This is a genomic window from Zoogloea sp. LCSB751 (genome assembly GCF_002028455.1).
Taxonomy (GTDB): domain Bacteria; phylum Pseudomonadota; class Gammaproteobacteria; order Burkholderiales; family Rhodocyclaceae; genus Zoogloea.
Map to the genome: position 1 here is coordinate 20,694 of NZ_MWUM01000037.1, position 16,635 is coordinate 37,328.

Here is a 16,635-nt window from a genome sequence, read left to right on the forward strand (position 1 = left end):
GGCTCATGAACATGAACAGCCAATTCCGCAAGCGGCTGCCCGGCACGCAGGTCGATTACTTCGACACCCGGGCCGCGGTTGATGCCATCCGGCCGGGCGCCTATGCCGGCTTGCCCTATGTGTCCCGCGTGCTGGCCGAGCAGCTGGTACGCCGCTGCGATCCGGCACTGCTGAGCGATGCGTTGACGCAGATCGTCGAGCGCAGGCGCGATCTGGACTTCCCGTGGTATCCGGCCCGCGTGGTCTGCCACGACATCCTCGGCCAGACCGCGCTGGTGGATCTGGCCGGCCTGCGCGACGCGATTGCCGACAAGGGCGGCGACCCAGCCAAGGTGAACCCGGTGGTGCCGACGCAGCTGATCGTCGACCATTCGCTGGCCGTGGAATTCGGCGGCTTCGACCCCGACGCTTTCGCGAAGAATCGCGCCATTGAGGATCGTCGCAATGAGGACCGCTTCCATTTCATCGAATGGACCAAACGTGCCTTCGAGAACGTGGATGTGATCCCGGCCGGCAACGGCATCATGCATCAGATCAACCTGGAGAAGATGTCACCGGTCATCCAGGTCAGAAATGACGAAAACGGCCGCGGGGTTGCCTTCCCCGACACCTGTGTCGGCACCGACAGCCACACGCCGCACGTGGATGCACTGGGCGTCATCGCCATCGGCGTCGGCGGACTGGAAGCAGAGACCGTGATGCTTGGCCGTGCCTCGATGATGCGCCTGCCCGACATCGTCGGCGTCCGCCTCGCCGGCAAGCGCCAGCCGGGCATCACCGCTACCGACATCGTGCTGGCGCTGACCGAGTTCCTGCGCAAGGAGCGAGTCGTCGGCGCCTGGGTGGAATTCTTTGGCGAGGGGGCGGATAGCCTGTCCATCGGTGATCGGGCGACCATCTCCAACATGTGCCCGGAATACGGTGCGACGGCTGCGATGTTCTATATCGACCCGCAGACCATCGATTACCTGAAGCTCACCGGCCGTGCACCGGAACAGGTGGCGCTGGTGGAGCACTACGCCCGGACGACTGGGCTGTGGGCCGAGGCGCTGGCGACGGCCGAGTACGAGCGGGTCCTTGAGTTCGATCTGTCCGCCGTCGTGCGCAACATGGCCGGCCCCTCCAACCCGCACAAGCGCCTGCCGACATCGGCGCTGCACGAGCGCGGCATCGCCGACGCGGACAAGCTGGCCGCCGCGAAGGCCGAGGAGGCGCAAGGCCTGCTGCCCGATGGGGCGGTGATCATCGCCGCCATCACCAGTTGCACGAACACATCCAATCCGCGCAACGTGGTCGCCGCCGGCCTGCTGGCCCGGAAGGCCAACGCGCTGGGCCTTGTCCGCAAGCCGTGGGTCAAGACCTCCTTCGCGCCTGGCTCCAAGGTCGCGAAGCTGTACCTGGAGGAGGCCGGCCTGCTGCCGGAGCTGGAAAAGCTCGGCTTCGGCATCGTCGCCTACGCCTGCACCACCTGTAACGGCATGTCCGGTGCCCTTGACCCGAAGATCCAGCAGGAAATCATCGACCGCGATCTGTATGCCACCGCCGTGTTGTCCGGCAACCGCAACTTCGATGGGCGCATCCATCCCTACGCCAAGCAGGCCTTCCTGGCTTCGCCGCCACTCGTTGTCGCTTACGCGCTGGCCGGCACCGTGCGCTTCGATATCGAGCAGGATGTGCTGGCCATCGTCGATGGCAGGGAAATCCGTCTGAAGGACCTGTGGCCGTCCGACGAGGAGATCGACGCCATTGTCTCGGCCAGCGTCAAGCCGGAGCAGTTCCGCCAGATCTACGAACCGATGTTCGCCATCCAGCGCGACGACGGAGAGGCGATCAGCCCGCTCTACAAGTGGCGCCCGAAGTCCACCTACATCCGCCGTCCGCCGTATTGGGAGGGTGTGCTGGCCGATGAGCGCGCGCTGAAGGGCATGCGTCCGCTGGCCTTGCTGCCGGACAACATCACGACCGACCACCTGTCGCCGTCGAACGCCATCCTGCTGGACTCGGCGGCGGGGGAATACCTCGCGAAGATGGGCTTGCCGGAGGAGGACTTCAACTCCTACGCGACCCATCGGGGGGATCACGTGACGGCCCAGCGCGCCACCTTCGCCAACCCGACGCTGCGCAACGAGATGGTGCGCAATGCCGACGGTAGCGTGCGGCCGGGTTCGCTGGCGCGCGTCGAGCCGGAAGGGCAGGTGATGCGCATGTGGGAAGCCATCGAGACCTACATGCTGCGCCTGCAGCCGCTGATCATCATCGCCGGCGCCGACTACGGTCAGGGCTCGTCCCGCGACTGGGCCGCCAAGGGCGTACGCCTGGCCGGTGTGGAAGCCATCGTCGCCGAAGGCTTCGAACGCATCCACCGTACCAACCTGGTCGGCATGGGCGTGCTGCCGCTGGAGTTCCAGCCGGGCACCACGCGCCTCACGCTGGGCCTCGACGGCACCGAGACTTACGACGTGGTCGGCGAACGTGCGCCCCGTTGCACGCTGACCCTGGTGATCCATCGCCGGAACGGCGATACCCTCGAAGTGCCGGTCACCTGCCGCCTGGATACCGCCGAGGATGTGTCGATCTACGAAGCGGGCGGCGTATTGCAACGTTTTGCCCAGGACTTCCTGGCTTCGGAAAAGGAGAACTGCCGATGACCTCGGCCCCACAAGTCCGTATCCCCGCCACCTACATGCGTGGCGGTACCAGCAAGGGCGTGTTTTTCCGTCTGGAAGACCTGCCGGAGCGCTGCCGCGTGCCCGGTACGGCACGCAACAAGCTGTTCCAGCGTGCCATCGGCAGCCCCGATCCTTACGCCGCCCACATCGATGGCATGGGTGGCGCCACCTCCAGCACCAGCAAGTGCGTGATCGTCTCCCGGAGCACGCAGCCCGACCACGACGTGGACTACCTTTACGGTCAGGTCGCCATCGACAAGGACTTCGTGGACTGGAGCGGCAACTGCGGCAACCTGACGACCGCCGCCGGTGCCTTCGCGATCCACGCGGGCTACGTCAATGCTTCGCGCCTGCCGCAGAGCGGTATCTGCACCGTGCGCATCTGGCAGGCCAACATCCAGAAGACCATCATTGCCCATGTGCCGGTCAGCAACGGCCAGGTGCAGGAGACCGGCGACTTCGAACTCGACGGGGTCACCTTCCCGGCGGCCGAGATCGTGCTGGAGTTCCTCGACCCGTCGGACGACGGCGAGGCGGGCAGCTCGATGTTCCCCACCGGTAATCTGGTGGACGATCTGGACGTACCGGGCATCGGCACCCTCAAGGCGACGATGATTTCGGCCGGCATCCCGACCGTCTTCGTCAACGCCGAGGAGATCGGCTACACCGGCGCCGAGCTGCGCGAGGCGATCAATTCCGATCCCGCAGCGTTGGCCCGCTTCGAAGCCATCCGCATCGCTGGTGCCTTGCGGATGGGCCTCATCGCGCGCCCCGAAGAAGCCGCCACGCGCCAGCACACCCCGAAGATCGCCTTCGTGGCGCCACCCAAGGATTACGTTTCTTCCAGCGGCAAGGCGATTGCTGCATCCGAAGTGGACCTGCTGGTGCGCGCGCTGTCGATGGGCAAGCTGCACCACGCGATGATGGGCACCGCGGCGGTGGCCATCGGCACCGCGGCGGCGGTGCCCGGCACGCTGGTCAACCTGGCTGCGGGCGGAGGAGAGCGCAGTGCCGTCCGTTTCGGTCACCCGTCCGGCACGCTGCGCGTCGGCGCCGAAGCCCGGCGGGTCGATGGCCAATGGACGGTCACCAAGGCCGTCATGAGCCGCAGCGCCCGCATTTTGATGGAAGGCTGGGTCCGCGTGCCCGGCGACGCATTCTGAGCAAGGAATCCGACATGTCTACCCGCAAGAAACTGAAGGAACTGGTGGCCGCCAAGCGTGGCGTCATCGTTCCTGGCGCCTTCAATGCGCTGTCCGCCAGGGTCATCGCCGACCTCGGCTTCGAGGCCATCTACGTCACCGGCGCCGGTGTCACCAACATGTGGTTCGGCATGCCCGACCAGGGCTTCATGGGGCTCTCCGAGATCGCCGAGCACACCGCGCGCATCCGTGACGCCGTCGAGGTGCCACTGCTCGTCGATGCCGACACCGGCTTCGGCAACGCCCTCAACGTCTATCACACGGTACGTACGCTCGAACGCGCTGGCGCTGACTGCATCCAGCTCGAAGACCAGGTGGCGCCCAAGCGCTGCGGCCATTTTGCCGGCAAGGACGTCATCTCCACCGAGGAGGCTGTGAGCAAGATCAAGGCCGCGGTGGATGCCCGCCGTGATCCGGACTTCCTGATCATGGCCCGCACCGACGCCGCCGCCGTGCAGGGTTTCGAGGCGGCCGTCGAGCGGGCGCAGAAGTTCGCCGAGGCCGGCGCCGACATCCTGTTCGTCGAGGCCGTGACCACCGCCGAAGAAATCCGCGCCTTGCCGCAGCGCCTGGCCACGCCGCAGTTGATGAACATGGTCATCGGCGGCAAGACCCCAATCTTCAATGCCGACGAGCTGGGTCAGTTGGGCTTCGGCATCGTGCTCTACGCCAACGCGGCGTTGCAGGGCGCGGTGATGGGTATGCAGAAGGCGCTAACCGTGCTGCGCGACGAGAAGGAGGTGAAGGAGTCCAGCGGGCTGGTGACGCCCTTCGGCGAGCGCCAACGCCTGGTCGGCAAGCCGGAGTGGGATGCCCTCGAAAAGCGCTATGCCTGACGGTTTGGCACAGGATGACGGGGCAGGACATGCAACTGCAGTGCGAGGCGTATCAAGATTGGCAAGCAGCAATCAGGGCGGCTTTGGGCAGCGGTGGAGCGCTTTCCCTCAAGCACTGTCATCAGGCTGTGCTTGACGGTGACCCTCGGCTCACCCGCTCAAGACTCCTGATCATGACTGTGGAAGCCTGCAATCAATTGGGACGAGGGAAGCAGGCCCGTGCTTGGCTTGAAACGCTGATCCTGCATGTCGAAACGGGGGATGCGTTTGACGCAGTAAGGGTCGCGGTCGAATCAAGACATACTGATCTTGCACTTCAGTTCTTTGCGAAGGCCCTGGCGGCCGATCTGCCGGACCAGGCACGTTGCCTGGAAGTCGCGGACAAGACCATTGATCTCGCTGAATCCCTGCGCCTCCCTAGGCGTCATCCGAGTGTATGGAGGACGCACGTCGAGTTGCTGCATGCGGCGTTGGCATTGCTGGCGCGAATGGAGCTGTCCTCGTTGTCAGTGGGGCACGTCACCGGGAGCCAGCTGGTGGCGAAGGCATTGAGGCTGCTTCGCAGCGAAGTGCCAACGCCGCGCTCAAAGACCATGAATACAGCTTCAAGCAGGCAGGGATCGGGCGATCCCTGAAGGTGGCTGCGTTGCCGTGATTTGAATCGTTTTTTCGCCGCCGGGCCATCTCTTCTCTCCCTAGCCGGTCTCTCCAGGACTGGGGCTCGGTCGGCTTTTTTTATTCAGCCGGTGCCTGCGATCCGGGGTCTGACTCGCCTCTTGGAGGCTCGTCCGCGCCCGCCCGCTCGCGCCGCCTTACCGCCGCGTGTTTCGAGGCAGGCTTGGAACCGCACGGGTGCGGCGCTCTTTATACATAACCGGAAGGTGAAGCATGCACAACCTCGACATCATTCCTCGTCCCAAGGCACTGTTTGAAGCCATTGCCGACTCACTGCGTGATCGGATCCTGACCCATGAACTACCTCCCGGTACGCCGATTGACGAATGTGCAGTGGCACGGGAGTTGGGCGTGAGCCGCACGCCAGTCAGAGAGGCGCTCAAAGTCCTGGCACGGGACGGACTCGTTACGGTGGAGCATCGGCGAACCAACAACTGTACGGTGACGGAGTACAGTCCCTTGGAGTTGGCGGCGCTCCTGAAACTCATCGAGTATCTGGAGATCTTTCAATGCGAATGGAACGACTGTCGGTTCGTGCCGGAGCTCGTCCAGCGAGTCACAGACAAGCTCTACCTCGCTGTCGGGCCAGGGTTCTTCTCGGCCGATGTGGAGGCAAAGAGGAAGTTCAAGTTCCGGACGGACAAGGAAGTGCTTTCTGATTACTTCGCGTGGCGGCGTCTAGAGATTGCCAAACTGGTTATGGTCTTCTCTTAGGTGCGGGCAGTTACCGGATAGGTTGGGGGTGGTGTGAGTAAGGTACTGTCATATCACTGATAAGGCGGTAGCCGGCCATCCCCATGCCCGTATCAGCGCGGTGGATCAGCAGCGTGCCACGCACCCAAACAGGGTCCATGGTGTTAAGTCCGCGCACGGGTTTGCGGGCGATTACGTGGATCATCTGGTTGGAGGGTGGCGGTGGCACGTGGATACAGGCACCGAAGTAAGGCACGAGAAGGTATTCGTTGGTTAGATCTCCTTTGCGTTCCAGGGGAATCGCGAAGCCGGGCAGGCGAATACGCTGGCCGCTAAGGGTTGTTTCCACGGGCGCGTCGTTCCAGGCTTCCTTGATCTTTTCGAGCGCGGCGGTGGCGCGCGGATCATTGTCCCGAAGCTTGGAGAAATCGATACTCTTGAAGGCCGCCATCGGGTTCCAGCCTTTTGGCAGGAGTCCGTCCCAGGTGATGTCCCGGTAGCCCGTTTCTCCGACGGCTGCAGCGCTGCGCAGACGGTCTCCCACCTGGAATGCGGTTTCGGGCCCGATTGCCCTGGCGTTGCCAGCGTGGGCAAGAAGCAGCACCAGGAGGATCGCGATGAGCGGATGGTTCATGGGCGCCCTAAAGGCGGGGAATCAGACCGTCGGCCAGAGACATCCGGCTGGCACGCCAGCCTGGCAGGAGGCTGGTCAGCAGACCTGTTGCGAGGATGCCAGCGATAAGCCGGAGCTCGTCCGCAGAAAACGCGTTTGTCGCCAGATCTAGGCTCAGGCGTGCATTGACCCACGGCGCGAACAGGTAACCGGCACCTTCCACGAAGCCGAGGCCCGTCAGCAGGCCGGCAGCCGTGAGTGTGCCGCCCTCCAGCATCACGAGCGCGACGATATGCCAGGGGCCGGCTCCCACTGAGCGGAGAATTGCCAGTTCGCGCCGCCGTTCGCCCAGCCCGGCGATGATAACTGCGGCCATGCCGGCCAGGCCGACTCCTACGACCAGCCAGGCAAGGCCGTGTAGGCTGCGCTCGACGCTGCCGACGAGTTGCCAGAGTTCGTCCATGATCAGGCTGGGCAGAATGGCCATTAATGGTTCGCCCGTGAAATTGGCGATCTGCCGCTGGGCCCGGAGTACATCGGTGCGCTGGTGCAGCCCGATCAGTACGGCATCAAGGGTCTTGGGGGTTAGGTCGAACTTGGTGGCGAGTTGGGGTGGGATATCCAGGCCTGGCAACGGCAGGCCGCCCTGCCAGTTGAGATGGATGGCCTCTAGCGATGCCAGACTCACGTGAATCGTCCGGTCGACTGGCGTAGCGGTTGGAGAGAGGATGCCGACGATGCGGAAGGGTTTGTCCGTGTGTTCAGCCCCGTACCGGTGCTTGTCTTGAAGCTCATCGAGGTGGACTGTTCCATGGTGCAGGGTAATCAGTTCTCCCAGCCGGTAGCCGAGACGGGCCGCAATTTCTGCTCCGACAACAGCCTCGAAGAGTCCGCTGAAGGGCTGTCCGCTGGAGAAGCCCAGGGGGTGTTGCTGCCCGTAGCGAAGGTGCCGGAAGTACTCCGGTGTCGTTCCCAGCACAGGAAAACCCCGGTGAGAGTCGCCGAGCGCCAGCGGAATGCTCCACGCGACCTGCGGGTCCGTGGCGAGCGTTCGGTAGCTCTGCCAACGCATCGTGTGGGTGGCATCGCCAAGGTGGAAGACGGCGTGGAGCAACAATTGCATGGGGCTGCCTCTCGGTCCGACCACCAGGTCCACGCCCGCCACGGCCTGCGCGAAGCCGGTCTGGGCTGCGTCACGGACCCGGGTGACGGCGATCAGCAGCGTGACGGCAAGCGTGATGGAGAACACCGTCAGGGCCAGGCTCAGGCGGCGATTCCAGGCACTGGCAAGCGCGAGCGGGAGGAGTGTCTTCACGGTGCGAGCAGTTCGATGCAACGGTCGAATAGGTGGGCCAGGCGCTGATCGTGACTGACGAAAACGAGGGTCCCGCCGCTCGCGGCGACCTCGCTCATCAGGAGTTCGATGAAAACGGCTTGCCGTTGGGGGTCCAGCGCCGAGGTCGGTTCGTCGGCGAGAATCAGTTCCGGCCGGCCGATCAGGGCACGTGCGGCGGATACCCGCTGCTGCTGGCCGACCGACAGGCTAGTTGCCGGGTGATGGGCGAGCTGAGGGTCCATGTCGAGGGCGGCGAGGAGACGCCGAGCTTCGGCAGTTGGGGAGCCCCCGGTCCGTCGAGCCCGCTCGGTGGAGAAACGGCAGGGCAGCAGCACATTGTCGAGAACCGACAGGTAGGGGATCAGGTTGAACTGCTGAAAGATGAAGCCGGCATGGTCGCCCCGGAAGCGGTCCCGGGCGCGGGCCGATAACTGACTGAGGGACTGACCCAGGACATCGATTTCCCCTCTTTCGGGCAGCATGACGCCGCCGATCAGATTCAACAGGGTGCTTTTACCGGCACCGCTCTCTCCGTGTAAGAATAACCGCTCGCCACGACTGACGTCGAAGGCTAACTGTGAGAGGCAGGGCGTCTGGCTGCCCGGCCAGGTAAAGCACAGATCGCGGATGCGGATCACTGGGTCCAAGGCCCTCACCACATTCCATCGAGCGCAAGTACGACACGTGGCAGGGCATCGACCGGTACGGCTGGAGAGCGATGGATGATGCCGCGTCCAGCATTGCCCTGCCATAGGCTGCCCTTCAGCAGAGCGACGGAGAAACTGGCGATGGACTCGATTCGGGTGTCTGCGCCCATCAGTCCCGAGACATCGTCGGGCACGCCACAGGCGCCGCTGCCGAGCCTGGCACGGTTGGCGCCTGTGTCCGCGATCCATTCAGTGCCCGGTCCGCGGTATGTGCATAACAGGCGGATGCCAACCCTGTCCACATGAAAGCGTGGGCACATGGCTCTGCCGATCACTTCGAGGCGGAGGCCGATATGTGGGCAGTCGAGGAGGTCCCTGAGGAGTTCAGCTAGGCGTCCCATGTCTGCAGCGAGGGCGTCGCGCCCCGGGGCGACGGGTAGCTCCGCGAGGTGAGGGCATTCATCCGCAGCTAGACTGCTACGCAAGCCGCGACCAAGGTGCGGCCGGTTTGCCTCCAGATAGTCGGCGATGGCCTGATCGATGGGGCGTTGCCAGACGGCGAGCTGCACGTCCGGTTGGAAAATGTCGATAAGCGCGGCGGGGTTACTCGTGATGACTGTGCGCGATGTGGGAGTGAAGAGATTGGTGGGGGCATTCATGGGAAGGGGCTCTACAGACGCTTAGTGGAAAACGGCCATGCCCGTCGGGATGAGGGCGATGCCGGCGGCCATGAAGCCTGTGTGCCAGACAAAGTCTCCCTTTTCGTGGCGCAGCCAAGGCATCAGGTCGGACACAGCCAGGTAGATGAAGCTGGCTGCCGTAACAGCGAGGATGTGGGGCAGCCAGGCTTGGGAGTTGGCTAGCCAGAAGTAGCCGGCGATGCCACCCAAGACGGAAGTGAGACTGGATAGCCCGTTCCAGAGAAAGGCTTTCGCCTTGCTCCAGCCTGCGGCGAGGAGTAGGGCGAAATCGCCCGCTTCCTGGGGAATTTCGTGGGCGATGATGGCCAGGGCTGTTGCCCAGCCCAGATGGAGATCCACCATGAAGGTGGCAGCCAGAACGAGACCGTCGGTGAAGTTGTGAACGCCGTCGCCGATAAGGATGATCGGCACTGTGCGAGTCAGGGACTGAATGCCCGCTGTATCGTCATGGCTGTGACGCCGTAGGGTGGCCTTTTCGAGGAGGAAGAAGCCGATCAATCCGGCTAGAACAAGGGCAAACAGAACATGGGGTGACAGGCCGGTATCTGAGGCTTCGGGCAGAAGATCGAGCAGGGCGGTGGCGAGCAGGACGCCGGTCGAAAAGCTGACCATTCGCGTTAGCCAGCGGCGTGGGAGCCCGAAGGTGAGAAGGGCTGCGGCTGCCATGCTGAGCAGTCCGCCAGTCAGGCAAGCGAGTAGGAGGTGGGTGAGCGGGCTCATCGGGATGATTTCCAGCATTCAATTACGTGGATGACATCAGGTGTCGTGGTGCAAACAACAGCTGTTCACGGGTTGCAGGTTTCTTGAGGCGGCGATGCGTGATGAGGCCGAGCAGCGCCGCTGACACGAGCAGTCCCGTCAGAATCGAGGCGATCTCGCCAATGAGTTTGGAGATTGGTAGTCCCTGATAATCGAAAACCGGGAAATGGGCGTAATCGCCACTGGAAAGAGCCTCGTTGCGTAGGGCCTTGGGCAGAAAATACGTGCGCCAACGCGCACCGAAGGAGTCGGCCTGAGCGTGGAAGTGACGTAGGCGGATCTCTCCGGAGCCCGCCACCTCGCTGAGGGCGTCCTGCATCAGTACCGGAGGTGAGAGAAAACGGAGCCAGGCGACCAGGCCAAGCTGGTCTTGTCTGCGCATTTCCTGTTCGTCGAGGATGCGCTCGATCCGCGTATTGCTGTCGAGAAGAATGAGGGCCCGACGACGGGCGTCGTCTAGGTCATGGCCGTGCAGGACCGGTGTGTCAGGATGTTCGTCTCCGTGCTCCCGAAGGTAGTGGGCAAGGGACGCGTTGCTCCGCTGTCGGGCCTGATCCTGAGCGGTCCGAATCTCACTGACCATGCTTGCCCTTGAGGGCGAAGGCCGGACTGTCTGGGCAAGAACTCCGGTAAGAGTTGGAATGATCAGTTGGAACAACAGCCACATACCGCAGAGGATCAGCGCACCGGCGGCTGACGAGACTCCCTGACTGCTGATTGCTGCACACAGGGCCAGCCAGAACAGTCCGTATGCCCAGATCAGGGTGGTCCACAGCCCAATGCGTAGGAGAAAGTCTGTCGAAAACGGGTCTGCGCTGACCAGGGCCAGGGCGCTGAACAGGCTGGCCCCGCCGAGAACTACGACTGCGCGTGCCGTTACCTTGGAGGCGAGCAGGGTCGTCAGGGAGACTGGCTGCGTCAGGAGCAGAGCCAGCGTTCCGCCTTCCCGCTCGGCCGACAGAAGGTCGTAGGATAAGGCGATCAGCATCAAGGGCAGCAGGACAACCGCAACGAAGGCCGGATCGAAGGCGCCGGCGAGAAGGTTGCTGGGATTCTCCACGTCCTCCTGCAGGCTCCAAGTGTCCCGGGTGTCAGCCGATACATTCAGATAAGGCGGAAAGAGGTCGCTCTGGCCGACTGCGGCTGCTTGCAGGGCTGTGGCTGGCAGGGCGGCCGGGGTGCTGGCGTGGCGCAGTCCAATCCACAGGGGATTGGCGGGATTGAGAAAGGCGGAAGGCGGGCGGTAGGTGCCCGCTTCCATGGCGCTCAAATGCGTCAGCGTGTCGTGAACGTGGGAGTCGTGTGAGGCGACGGCGACGGCCACAGCCCGCTGTTGGCGCTGGGCCCAGCCGGTACCGTTCCAGGCTGCGTATGAGAACGCGACAGCCAGGATCAAACCGATCAGCGTGGACAGACTCTCGGCGCGTAGAAGACGCAGTTCATGGCTCAGGCTGACGAGAAAGGGAGAGTTCGGGTTCATGGCTTGGGCATTCAAGGGCGCAGACGATGGACTGCCCAGAGGGACAATGCGATGCAGCCGCCGAGCCACAGGCTGAGCCGGCCAAGGCTGGCGGTTTGCCAAGTCAAGCGCTCGTCCAGGCTTGGCGGGGTATAGGCAAATGGGGGAATGTGGGCCCAGAGCCGTCGGTCGGCGCTGTAGTCCGGATCGCCGTTGCGGCGATGCTGGATCAGGTTTTCGCTCATGGTTTCCTGGATCACGCGCCGGTGGGCTTCTGCTGCGCGGGCAAAGTGGACATGATTGCGGGTGTCGGTGCCTGCGAGGCCGGCGGACACGGCCTGGATGGACGAGCCTGGAAACAGCCAGCCGAGGCGTTGGCGCAGGCTATCCTGATCGTCGTAAATGGCCCAAAGGTGTCCGAAATGTTCGTCGTGTATACGGTAGCCGGCGTGGTCATCCTCCCGTAGGGCGAGACCACGGAAATCCACTGGGAGATCCGCCGTGCGACTGACTCCATAGTCCCGTAGCACCTTCTCACGGAAGGCGATGAATGCAGGGTGGCTTTCATCGTGGCCGAAGGTGGCCCGCCTGGCGTCGGTAAGCGCTTGGATGAAGGCTGCGCCAGTGGGAGCAGGAGCCAGGTGACCTGCCAGATCAGTCATGGCCCGTGGCAGTACGAAGCAGTTCAGTAGCCAGAAGGCCAGCAGGACAAGCAGGGCCTGACGGGCGCTGCGAGCGAACGCAGAGACTCCAAGCGTGAGGAAAACGAAGCCTCCCAGGTAGAGAAGATAGGCGCCGACAAGGGCTAACAGTCGCTGGGATGCATCCCCCGTACCTATCGATAGAAGAGCCCCCGCGACGGTAATGGGCACGATCATTGCCCCCATCAGCCCGACGAGTGCCAAGGCCTTGCCAGCCAGCAGCCGTCGGCGCGAGACGCCGAGGCTGAGAAGCTGCCGGAGTGTGCCGTTCTCCCGTTCGCCAGCAAAGCCTGCAAAGCCCACCAGAATCAGCAGGAGAGGGGCGAGGGTCTGGAGTAGCAGGGCCGGCGTCAGCTCACCGAAGCGATGCAGGCTGCTACGGTCCCGGGCAGGGCGGAACTGGAATTCGTTCTGCTTGTGGGCCTCGAGCCATACGGAAATACCAACGAAAGCGCTCACCCCAGGATCAATGAAGGCCAGGGGATTGATGGGTTTGAATGCGTGAACCCCGTAATGGGCGGCGCTATGAGGGTTCCGCGCTCCCTGCTCCAGCCACTGCTGGTAATTCGCATGCTGGGCCGAGGCCCGTTCCTGGCTCTCAGCGTCGTTTGTTTGCCAGCCCTGCGCGAGGGCGCCGACGAGGAGTACCAGCAGGCAGGCAAACAGCCAGCGCAGGCGTCGATCCCGGGATAGCTCCAGACCTTCCTTGCGGGCAATGACGAGAATGTCGCTGATGGCGTCGTTGTTCGCGCGCTCCATTACAGTTTCATCCGACTGCCAATGGTGTCCAGGTATACCCGCTCCAACTCCACATGGTCCACGCCGGCCGTAGCGAAGCAAGAGAGCAGCCGGCCTTGGCTCATGATGCCGACTCTTGTCCCGATCTGTTTGGCCAGGAACAGGTCATGGGTCGTCATCAGGATGGCCGTGCCGAGCGCGCGCTGTGCCTCCATGAGCGTGGCGAACTCATTGGCGGCTTGAGGGTCGAGACCACTGGTGGGTTCATCGAGCAGCAGGGCACGCGCGCCCTTGGCCATGGCGATGGCAATTCCGACTTTCTGGCGCATCCCCTTCGAATAGTTGCTGACGGGCTTTGTCGCTGCTTCGGCGGGCAAGCCTGCGCGGATCAGCAGATCCTTCAAGTCCTCCTTCCTGTTCTTTCGCCCGATGGCCAGGCGGCTGAAATAGTCGAGGTTCTCGATGCCGGTCAGGCTGGCATAGAGCATCACCGTTTCAGGAATGTAGGCCAACAGATGTTTGCTCGCCGGCTCTTGGACACTCTTGCCTTGGATCAGAGCTTGACCGCTGGAGGGTTGAAGGAAGTCGAGAAACAGGTTGATGGTGGTCGTCTTGCCAGCGCCGTTGGCGCCAAGAAGACAGAACACCTCACCTTCCTCAACTGTGAGCTCCAACTGATCCAGGGCTTTGTGGGCGCCATAGAGTTTGGTCAGGCTGCGGGCCTCAAGCATGAACTCGTGTCTCCTCGGCAACGCTCAGAAGCGCCGTTGCCAAGCGGCACCGACGATGACTTGGGGGCGCGGGTCCAGGAGTTGGCCGCCCGCCGAACCGATGATCGATTCGCTGCTGTATTTGAGAGGCTGCAGGACGGCATATGTGGTGTAGCGGTCAACGCCGTGTTCCAGACTGGCCCGCAGGTCGTAGCGAATGTATTGCTTGGCATGATGCAGGCTCAGAGGTGTGCCCTCAAAGTACGGGGTTGCCGAGATGTACGCGACGTCGGCATTCAGCAGCAGGCGGCTTGCTCCGGTGGGCCGAGCGTAGGCAATACCGGTTTTCAGGGTGTTTTCCGGCAGGGCGAGACGGTCTGCGGCACCGGGCGTTGCGCTGTTGATGCGGGCCTTGATGAGCTTGCCGAAGCTGCCGTACCAACTGAAGGTGTCATCGCCAAGCCAGCGCGCCTCCAGTTCCCAGCCGTCTCGGGTGGTATCCCCGACGGAGGCGAAAACACCTGGGGCTGTCTGGCTGATCTCGTCTCCATTAGTCGTGTGGTAGAAGGTGCCGGTGAGTTGCCATTCATTGCCCAAGAGGGCGTTGATCCCTACGTCGCGGGAGCGGACCCTGGAAGGGTTCAAGCTCGAATTGGCCGCACCACCCGCAGTGCCGAGGAGCCCTGGCGTGCCGCTGGGGCTCAGCTCCGCTTGGCTTGGGGAGCGGAACCCTTCCCCCATGTTGGCGAAGAGATCCACGCCGTCGACCACCGACCATACGACGCCGACCCGTGGCGTGGCCACAGAGCCGGAATAATCCGTGGAGGCCGCCAGTAGCTTGCGGTTGCGGATCGAATAGTCGAAGCTGTCCCAGCGCAGCCCGCCGAGCAGTTTGAGCGTCTGCCAGGGCTTGTACTGGCCTTGGATGAATACTCCGTAGGTCAGCAGATCGAGATCCTGGTTGGTCAGGTAGTTCCGGGTCGGCTGGCCGTCACTCCAGCGGCGGACGATGCCATCGCCTCGGTCCTGACGCAGTTCCGCTCCCAGGGCCAGGTTGGCCCGGTCTCCGATGCGGAGGTTGTTCACGACCCTGCCGCCAAGAATGCGCCGGTCATCCTCCTGCACGTTGATGTCCGTCGTATTGGCACCCACGTTGCGGCGGCGCTGATAGTCTTCGGCGTACAGGGTTGCGGAAAGTCCTTCGTCACCGTACTGAGGGGCCAGGTTGAAGACCAGGCTGCTGCGTTCCGCATCGCCATCCAGGGCGGGAGCGGACGCATCCCGGTCGGTTGAGCGAATGGTGCCGCTGGTGATTTTTTTCAGATTGAGGAAGCCGGGAGTATTCCAGTCTGCCTTGTGATGCAGGAAGCGAAGGCTCAGATTCCGTCCAGCGACAGCCTGGCTGCCCTTCAGGAAAAGGGTACCCCGGGTTTCATCTGAATTATCCCGATAGCCATCGATGCGGTAGACATCAGCGATGAGAAGCGCATCGATGGATTGCTGCACTCCGCCGATGACTGCGGTAGCACGTGTTGCGCCGTAGCTGGCGACGTTGACTCCGATGCTGCTCCGAGCCCGGCTTCGCGTCACGATATTGACGGCGCCGGCCCGGTTCTGGTCTCCGTAGAGAGCGGAGAAGGGACCTTTGATGACTTCGATGCGTTCGATCATCTCCGGGGAAAGCCAGCCGAGATCGTTCATGCCATGGTTGATCACCGAGGAGGGGACGTTCTGGGGAACGCCGTCTACGTAAACCGCGACATCGGCGCCGTGGCTGGCCGTGAGGAAACCACGCATCTTGATAGCCGTACCAATGCTCCCCTGGCCCAGGTTGTGGGCCAGGATGCCCGGCACCCGGCGGAGCAGGTCCCCGGCATCCTGCCCTACATTGGTACGCTCAATCTCGGCGCGGTCGATCACCGTGACCGTAGTCGGCAGGCTGGTACTCGAAAAATCGAGAGATGCCGGGTGGGCGGCCTTCTCGCCACGGACAACGACCGTTTCCAGGGCGGGTAGCTTGGTGTCGGCTTCCGTTTGGGCCAGGGTTGGGCTGATCAGAATGAGTTGGGTTAGCGCAAAGGTTGTTTTTCTCATGAAATTTCGTCGTGGATGCCGATGTCTCGTATCCAGGGCAGGGCATCGGGAAGATCCTGGTGGAGATGCCGTCGCCGAGGGCTCGTGAGTTAGGTGAGTCGAGTTAACATCGGGATCCACTCAAATATGGACCACAAATGCAATGTTATAACATTGCATTTGTGGGGCCAAGCAGGCAGATGAAAACCACTTACGTTCCTGTTGAAACGCCCGCCGATGAAACCGATTTCCTGGACGGCGCAGAAGCCCATTGCCGAGCACGGGGTGCCAGCCTGACGCCGATTCGCAGGATGGTGCTGGCCATGCTTCACCGCCATCCGCGCGGGCTCAAGGCGTACGATCTTTTGGAGCGGATGAAAGTTGACAGACCTGGCGCTTCACCACCAACCGTATACCGCGCGCTGGATTTCCTGATTGATCAAGGACTCGCCCACAAAATTGGGCGGATGAACCTCTTCGTGGCATGCAGTCAGCAGTGCCATCAGGAACAGATGCCGGGTTTGTTTCTTGTCTGCCCACGCTGTAATGGGGTGACCGAATTGCAGGACGAAAGTGTGATTCGCGCTCTTGCTGCCAGCCTTGCGGCTGCTGGGCATCAACTGGAAAGCCAGGAGGTCGAAATTGGTGCGATCTGCCCGAGGTGCCGTGAGCTCACTTGACGCATCCCCTTACACACAACTCTCCAGCCTGTATGCTTCATGCCAAATAATTGACGAGGCTGGCTAATGAGTTGGGCGAGAGACGAGTTCGGGACGATACAGCTGGGCGATCGGCGGTTGAACAAGCGAGCGGTTCTGCTGGC

General features: G+C 62.9%; 16 protein-coding genes. 7 read left to right on the forward strand and 9 right to left on the reverse strand.

Translation table 11 applies throughout. The features are described from left to right. Window positions 1-11: 11 nt before the first annotated feature. The 5 genes from acnD (at window position 12) to B4920_RS24315 (ending at window position 6,096) form a co-directional block, all read left to right on the forward strand. On the forward strand, window positions 12-2,648 hold the full coding sequence (acnD, locus tag B4920_RS24295; protein ID WP_079437355.1) for a Fe/S-dependent 2-methylisocitrate dehydratase AcnD: 2,637 nt from the start codon (window positions 12-14) through the stop codon (window positions 2,646-2,648). Beyond that, window positions 2,645-3,832, forward strand: a complete 1,188-nt coding sequence (prpF, locus tag B4920_RS24300) for a 2-methylaconitate cis-trans isomerase PrpF (protein ID WP_079437341.1) — start codon at window positions 2,645-2,647, stop codon at window positions 3,830-3,832. Before acnD ends, prpF begins: the two co-directional genes overlap by 4 nt. A 14-nt stretch (window positions 3,833-3,846) precedes the next feature. Continuing rightward, complete coding sequence (locus B4920_RS24305; RefSeq protein WP_079437342.1) at window positions 3,847-4,707, forward strand: oxaloacetate decarboxylase; 861 nt, start codon at window positions 3,847-3,849, stop codon at window positions 4,705-4,707. A gap of 29 nt (window positions 4,708-4,736) precedes the next feature. Further along, on the forward strand, window positions 4,737-5,342 hold the full coding sequence (locus tag B4920_RS24310) for a hypothetical protein (RefSeq protein ID WP_139379619.1): 606 nt from the start codon (window positions 4,737-4,739) through the stop codon (window positions 5,340-5,342). A gap of 253 nt (window positions 5,343-5,595) precedes the next feature. Further along, window positions 5,596-6,096: a GntR family transcriptional regulator gene (locus B4920_RS24315; RefSeq protein ID WP_079437344.1), complete on the forward strand. Its 501-nt coding sequence runs from the start codon at window positions 5,596-5,598 to the stop codon at window positions 6,094-6,096. Window positions 6,097-6,106: 10 nt separating this feature from the next. On the opposite strand, the gene B4920_RS24320 is transcribed toward B4920_RS24315, so the two are convergent. Genes B4920_RS24320 through B4920_RS24360 form a run of 9 tightly spaced genes read right to left on the reverse strand, consistent with a single transcriptional unit; the run spans window position 6,107 to window position 15,833 of the window. Further along, window positions 6,107-6,709: a DUF3299 domain-containing protein gene (locus B4920_RS24320; RefSeq protein WP_079437345.1), complete on the reverse strand. Its 603-nt coding sequence runs from the start codon at window positions 6,707-6,709 to the stop codon at window positions 6,107-6,109. Between the two features lie 7 nt (window positions 6,710-6,716). After that, window positions 6,717-8,003 (reverse strand): ABC transporter permease, encoded by a 1,287-nt coding sequence (locus tag B4920_RS24325; RefSeq protein ID WP_079437346.1) that lies wholly within the window; start codon window positions 8,001-8,003, stop codon window positions 6,717-6,719. Next, window positions 8,000-8,680: an ABC transporter ATP-binding protein gene (locus B4920_RS24330; protein WP_254051048.1), complete on the reverse strand. Its 681-nt coding sequence runs from the start codon at window positions 8,678-8,680 to the stop codon at window positions 8,000-8,002. The genes B4920_RS24325 and B4920_RS24330 overlap by 4 nt, the downstream gene beginning before the upstream one ends. Next, window positions 8,677-9,330 (reverse strand): DUF1826 domain-containing protein, encoded by a 654-nt coding sequence (locus B4920_RS24335; protein ID WP_079437348.1) that lies wholly within the window; start codon window positions 9,328-9,330, stop codon window positions 8,677-8,679. The genes B4920_RS24330 and B4920_RS24335 overlap by 4 nt, the downstream gene beginning before the upstream one ends. Window positions 9,331-9,351: 21 nt before the next feature. Next, a complete protein-coding gene (locus B4920_RS24340; RefSeq protein ID WP_079437349.1) occupies window positions 9,352-10,110 on the reverse strand; it encodes a ZIP family metal transporter in 759 nt (252 codons plus the stop codon). Between the two features lie 4 nt (window positions 10,111-10,114). Further along, window positions 10,115-11,611 (reverse strand): DUF3526 domain-containing protein, encoded by a 1,497-nt coding sequence (locus tag B4920_RS24345; protein ID WP_079437350.1) that lies wholly within the window; start codon window positions 11,609-11,611, stop codon window positions 10,115-10,117. 11 nt (window positions 11,612-11,622) lie between these two features. Then, window positions 11,623-13,050: a DUF3526 domain-containing protein gene (locus tag B4920_RS24350; protein WP_079437351.1), complete on the reverse strand. Its 1,428-nt coding sequence runs from the start codon at window positions 13,048-13,050 to the stop codon at window positions 11,623-11,625. Then, entirely contained in the window at window positions 13,050-13,760 is a 711-nt protein-coding gene (locus B4920_RS24355; protein WP_079437352.1) for an ABC transporter ATP-binding protein, read from the reverse strand. The genes B4920_RS24350 and B4920_RS24355 overlap by 1 nt, the downstream gene beginning before the upstream one ends. Window positions 13,761-13,784: 24 nt before the next feature. Then, window positions 13,785-15,833, reverse strand: a complete 2,049-nt coding sequence (locus B4920_RS24360) for a TonB-dependent receptor (RefSeq protein WP_079437353.1) — start codon at window positions 15,831-15,833, stop codon at window positions 13,785-13,787. A gap of 179 nt (window positions 15,834-16,012) precedes the next feature. Here B4920_RS24360 and B4920_RS24365 point away from each other — a divergent pair, with 179 nt between their 5' ends. Then, window positions 16,013-16,492 carry a Fur family transcriptional regulator gene (locus tag B4920_RS24365; protein WP_079437356.1) on the forward strand — a complete coding sequence of 160 codons (480 nt, stop codon included), beginning with the start codon at window positions 16,013-16,015 and terminating at the stop codon, window positions 16,490-16,492. A 66-nt stretch (window positions 16,493-16,558) separates the two neighbouring features. Beyond that, on the forward strand, window positions 16,559-16,635 hold a 77-nt coding region (locus tag B4920_RS31065), incomplete at its 3' end, for a transposase DNA-binding-containing protein (RefSeq protein ID WP_139379456.1).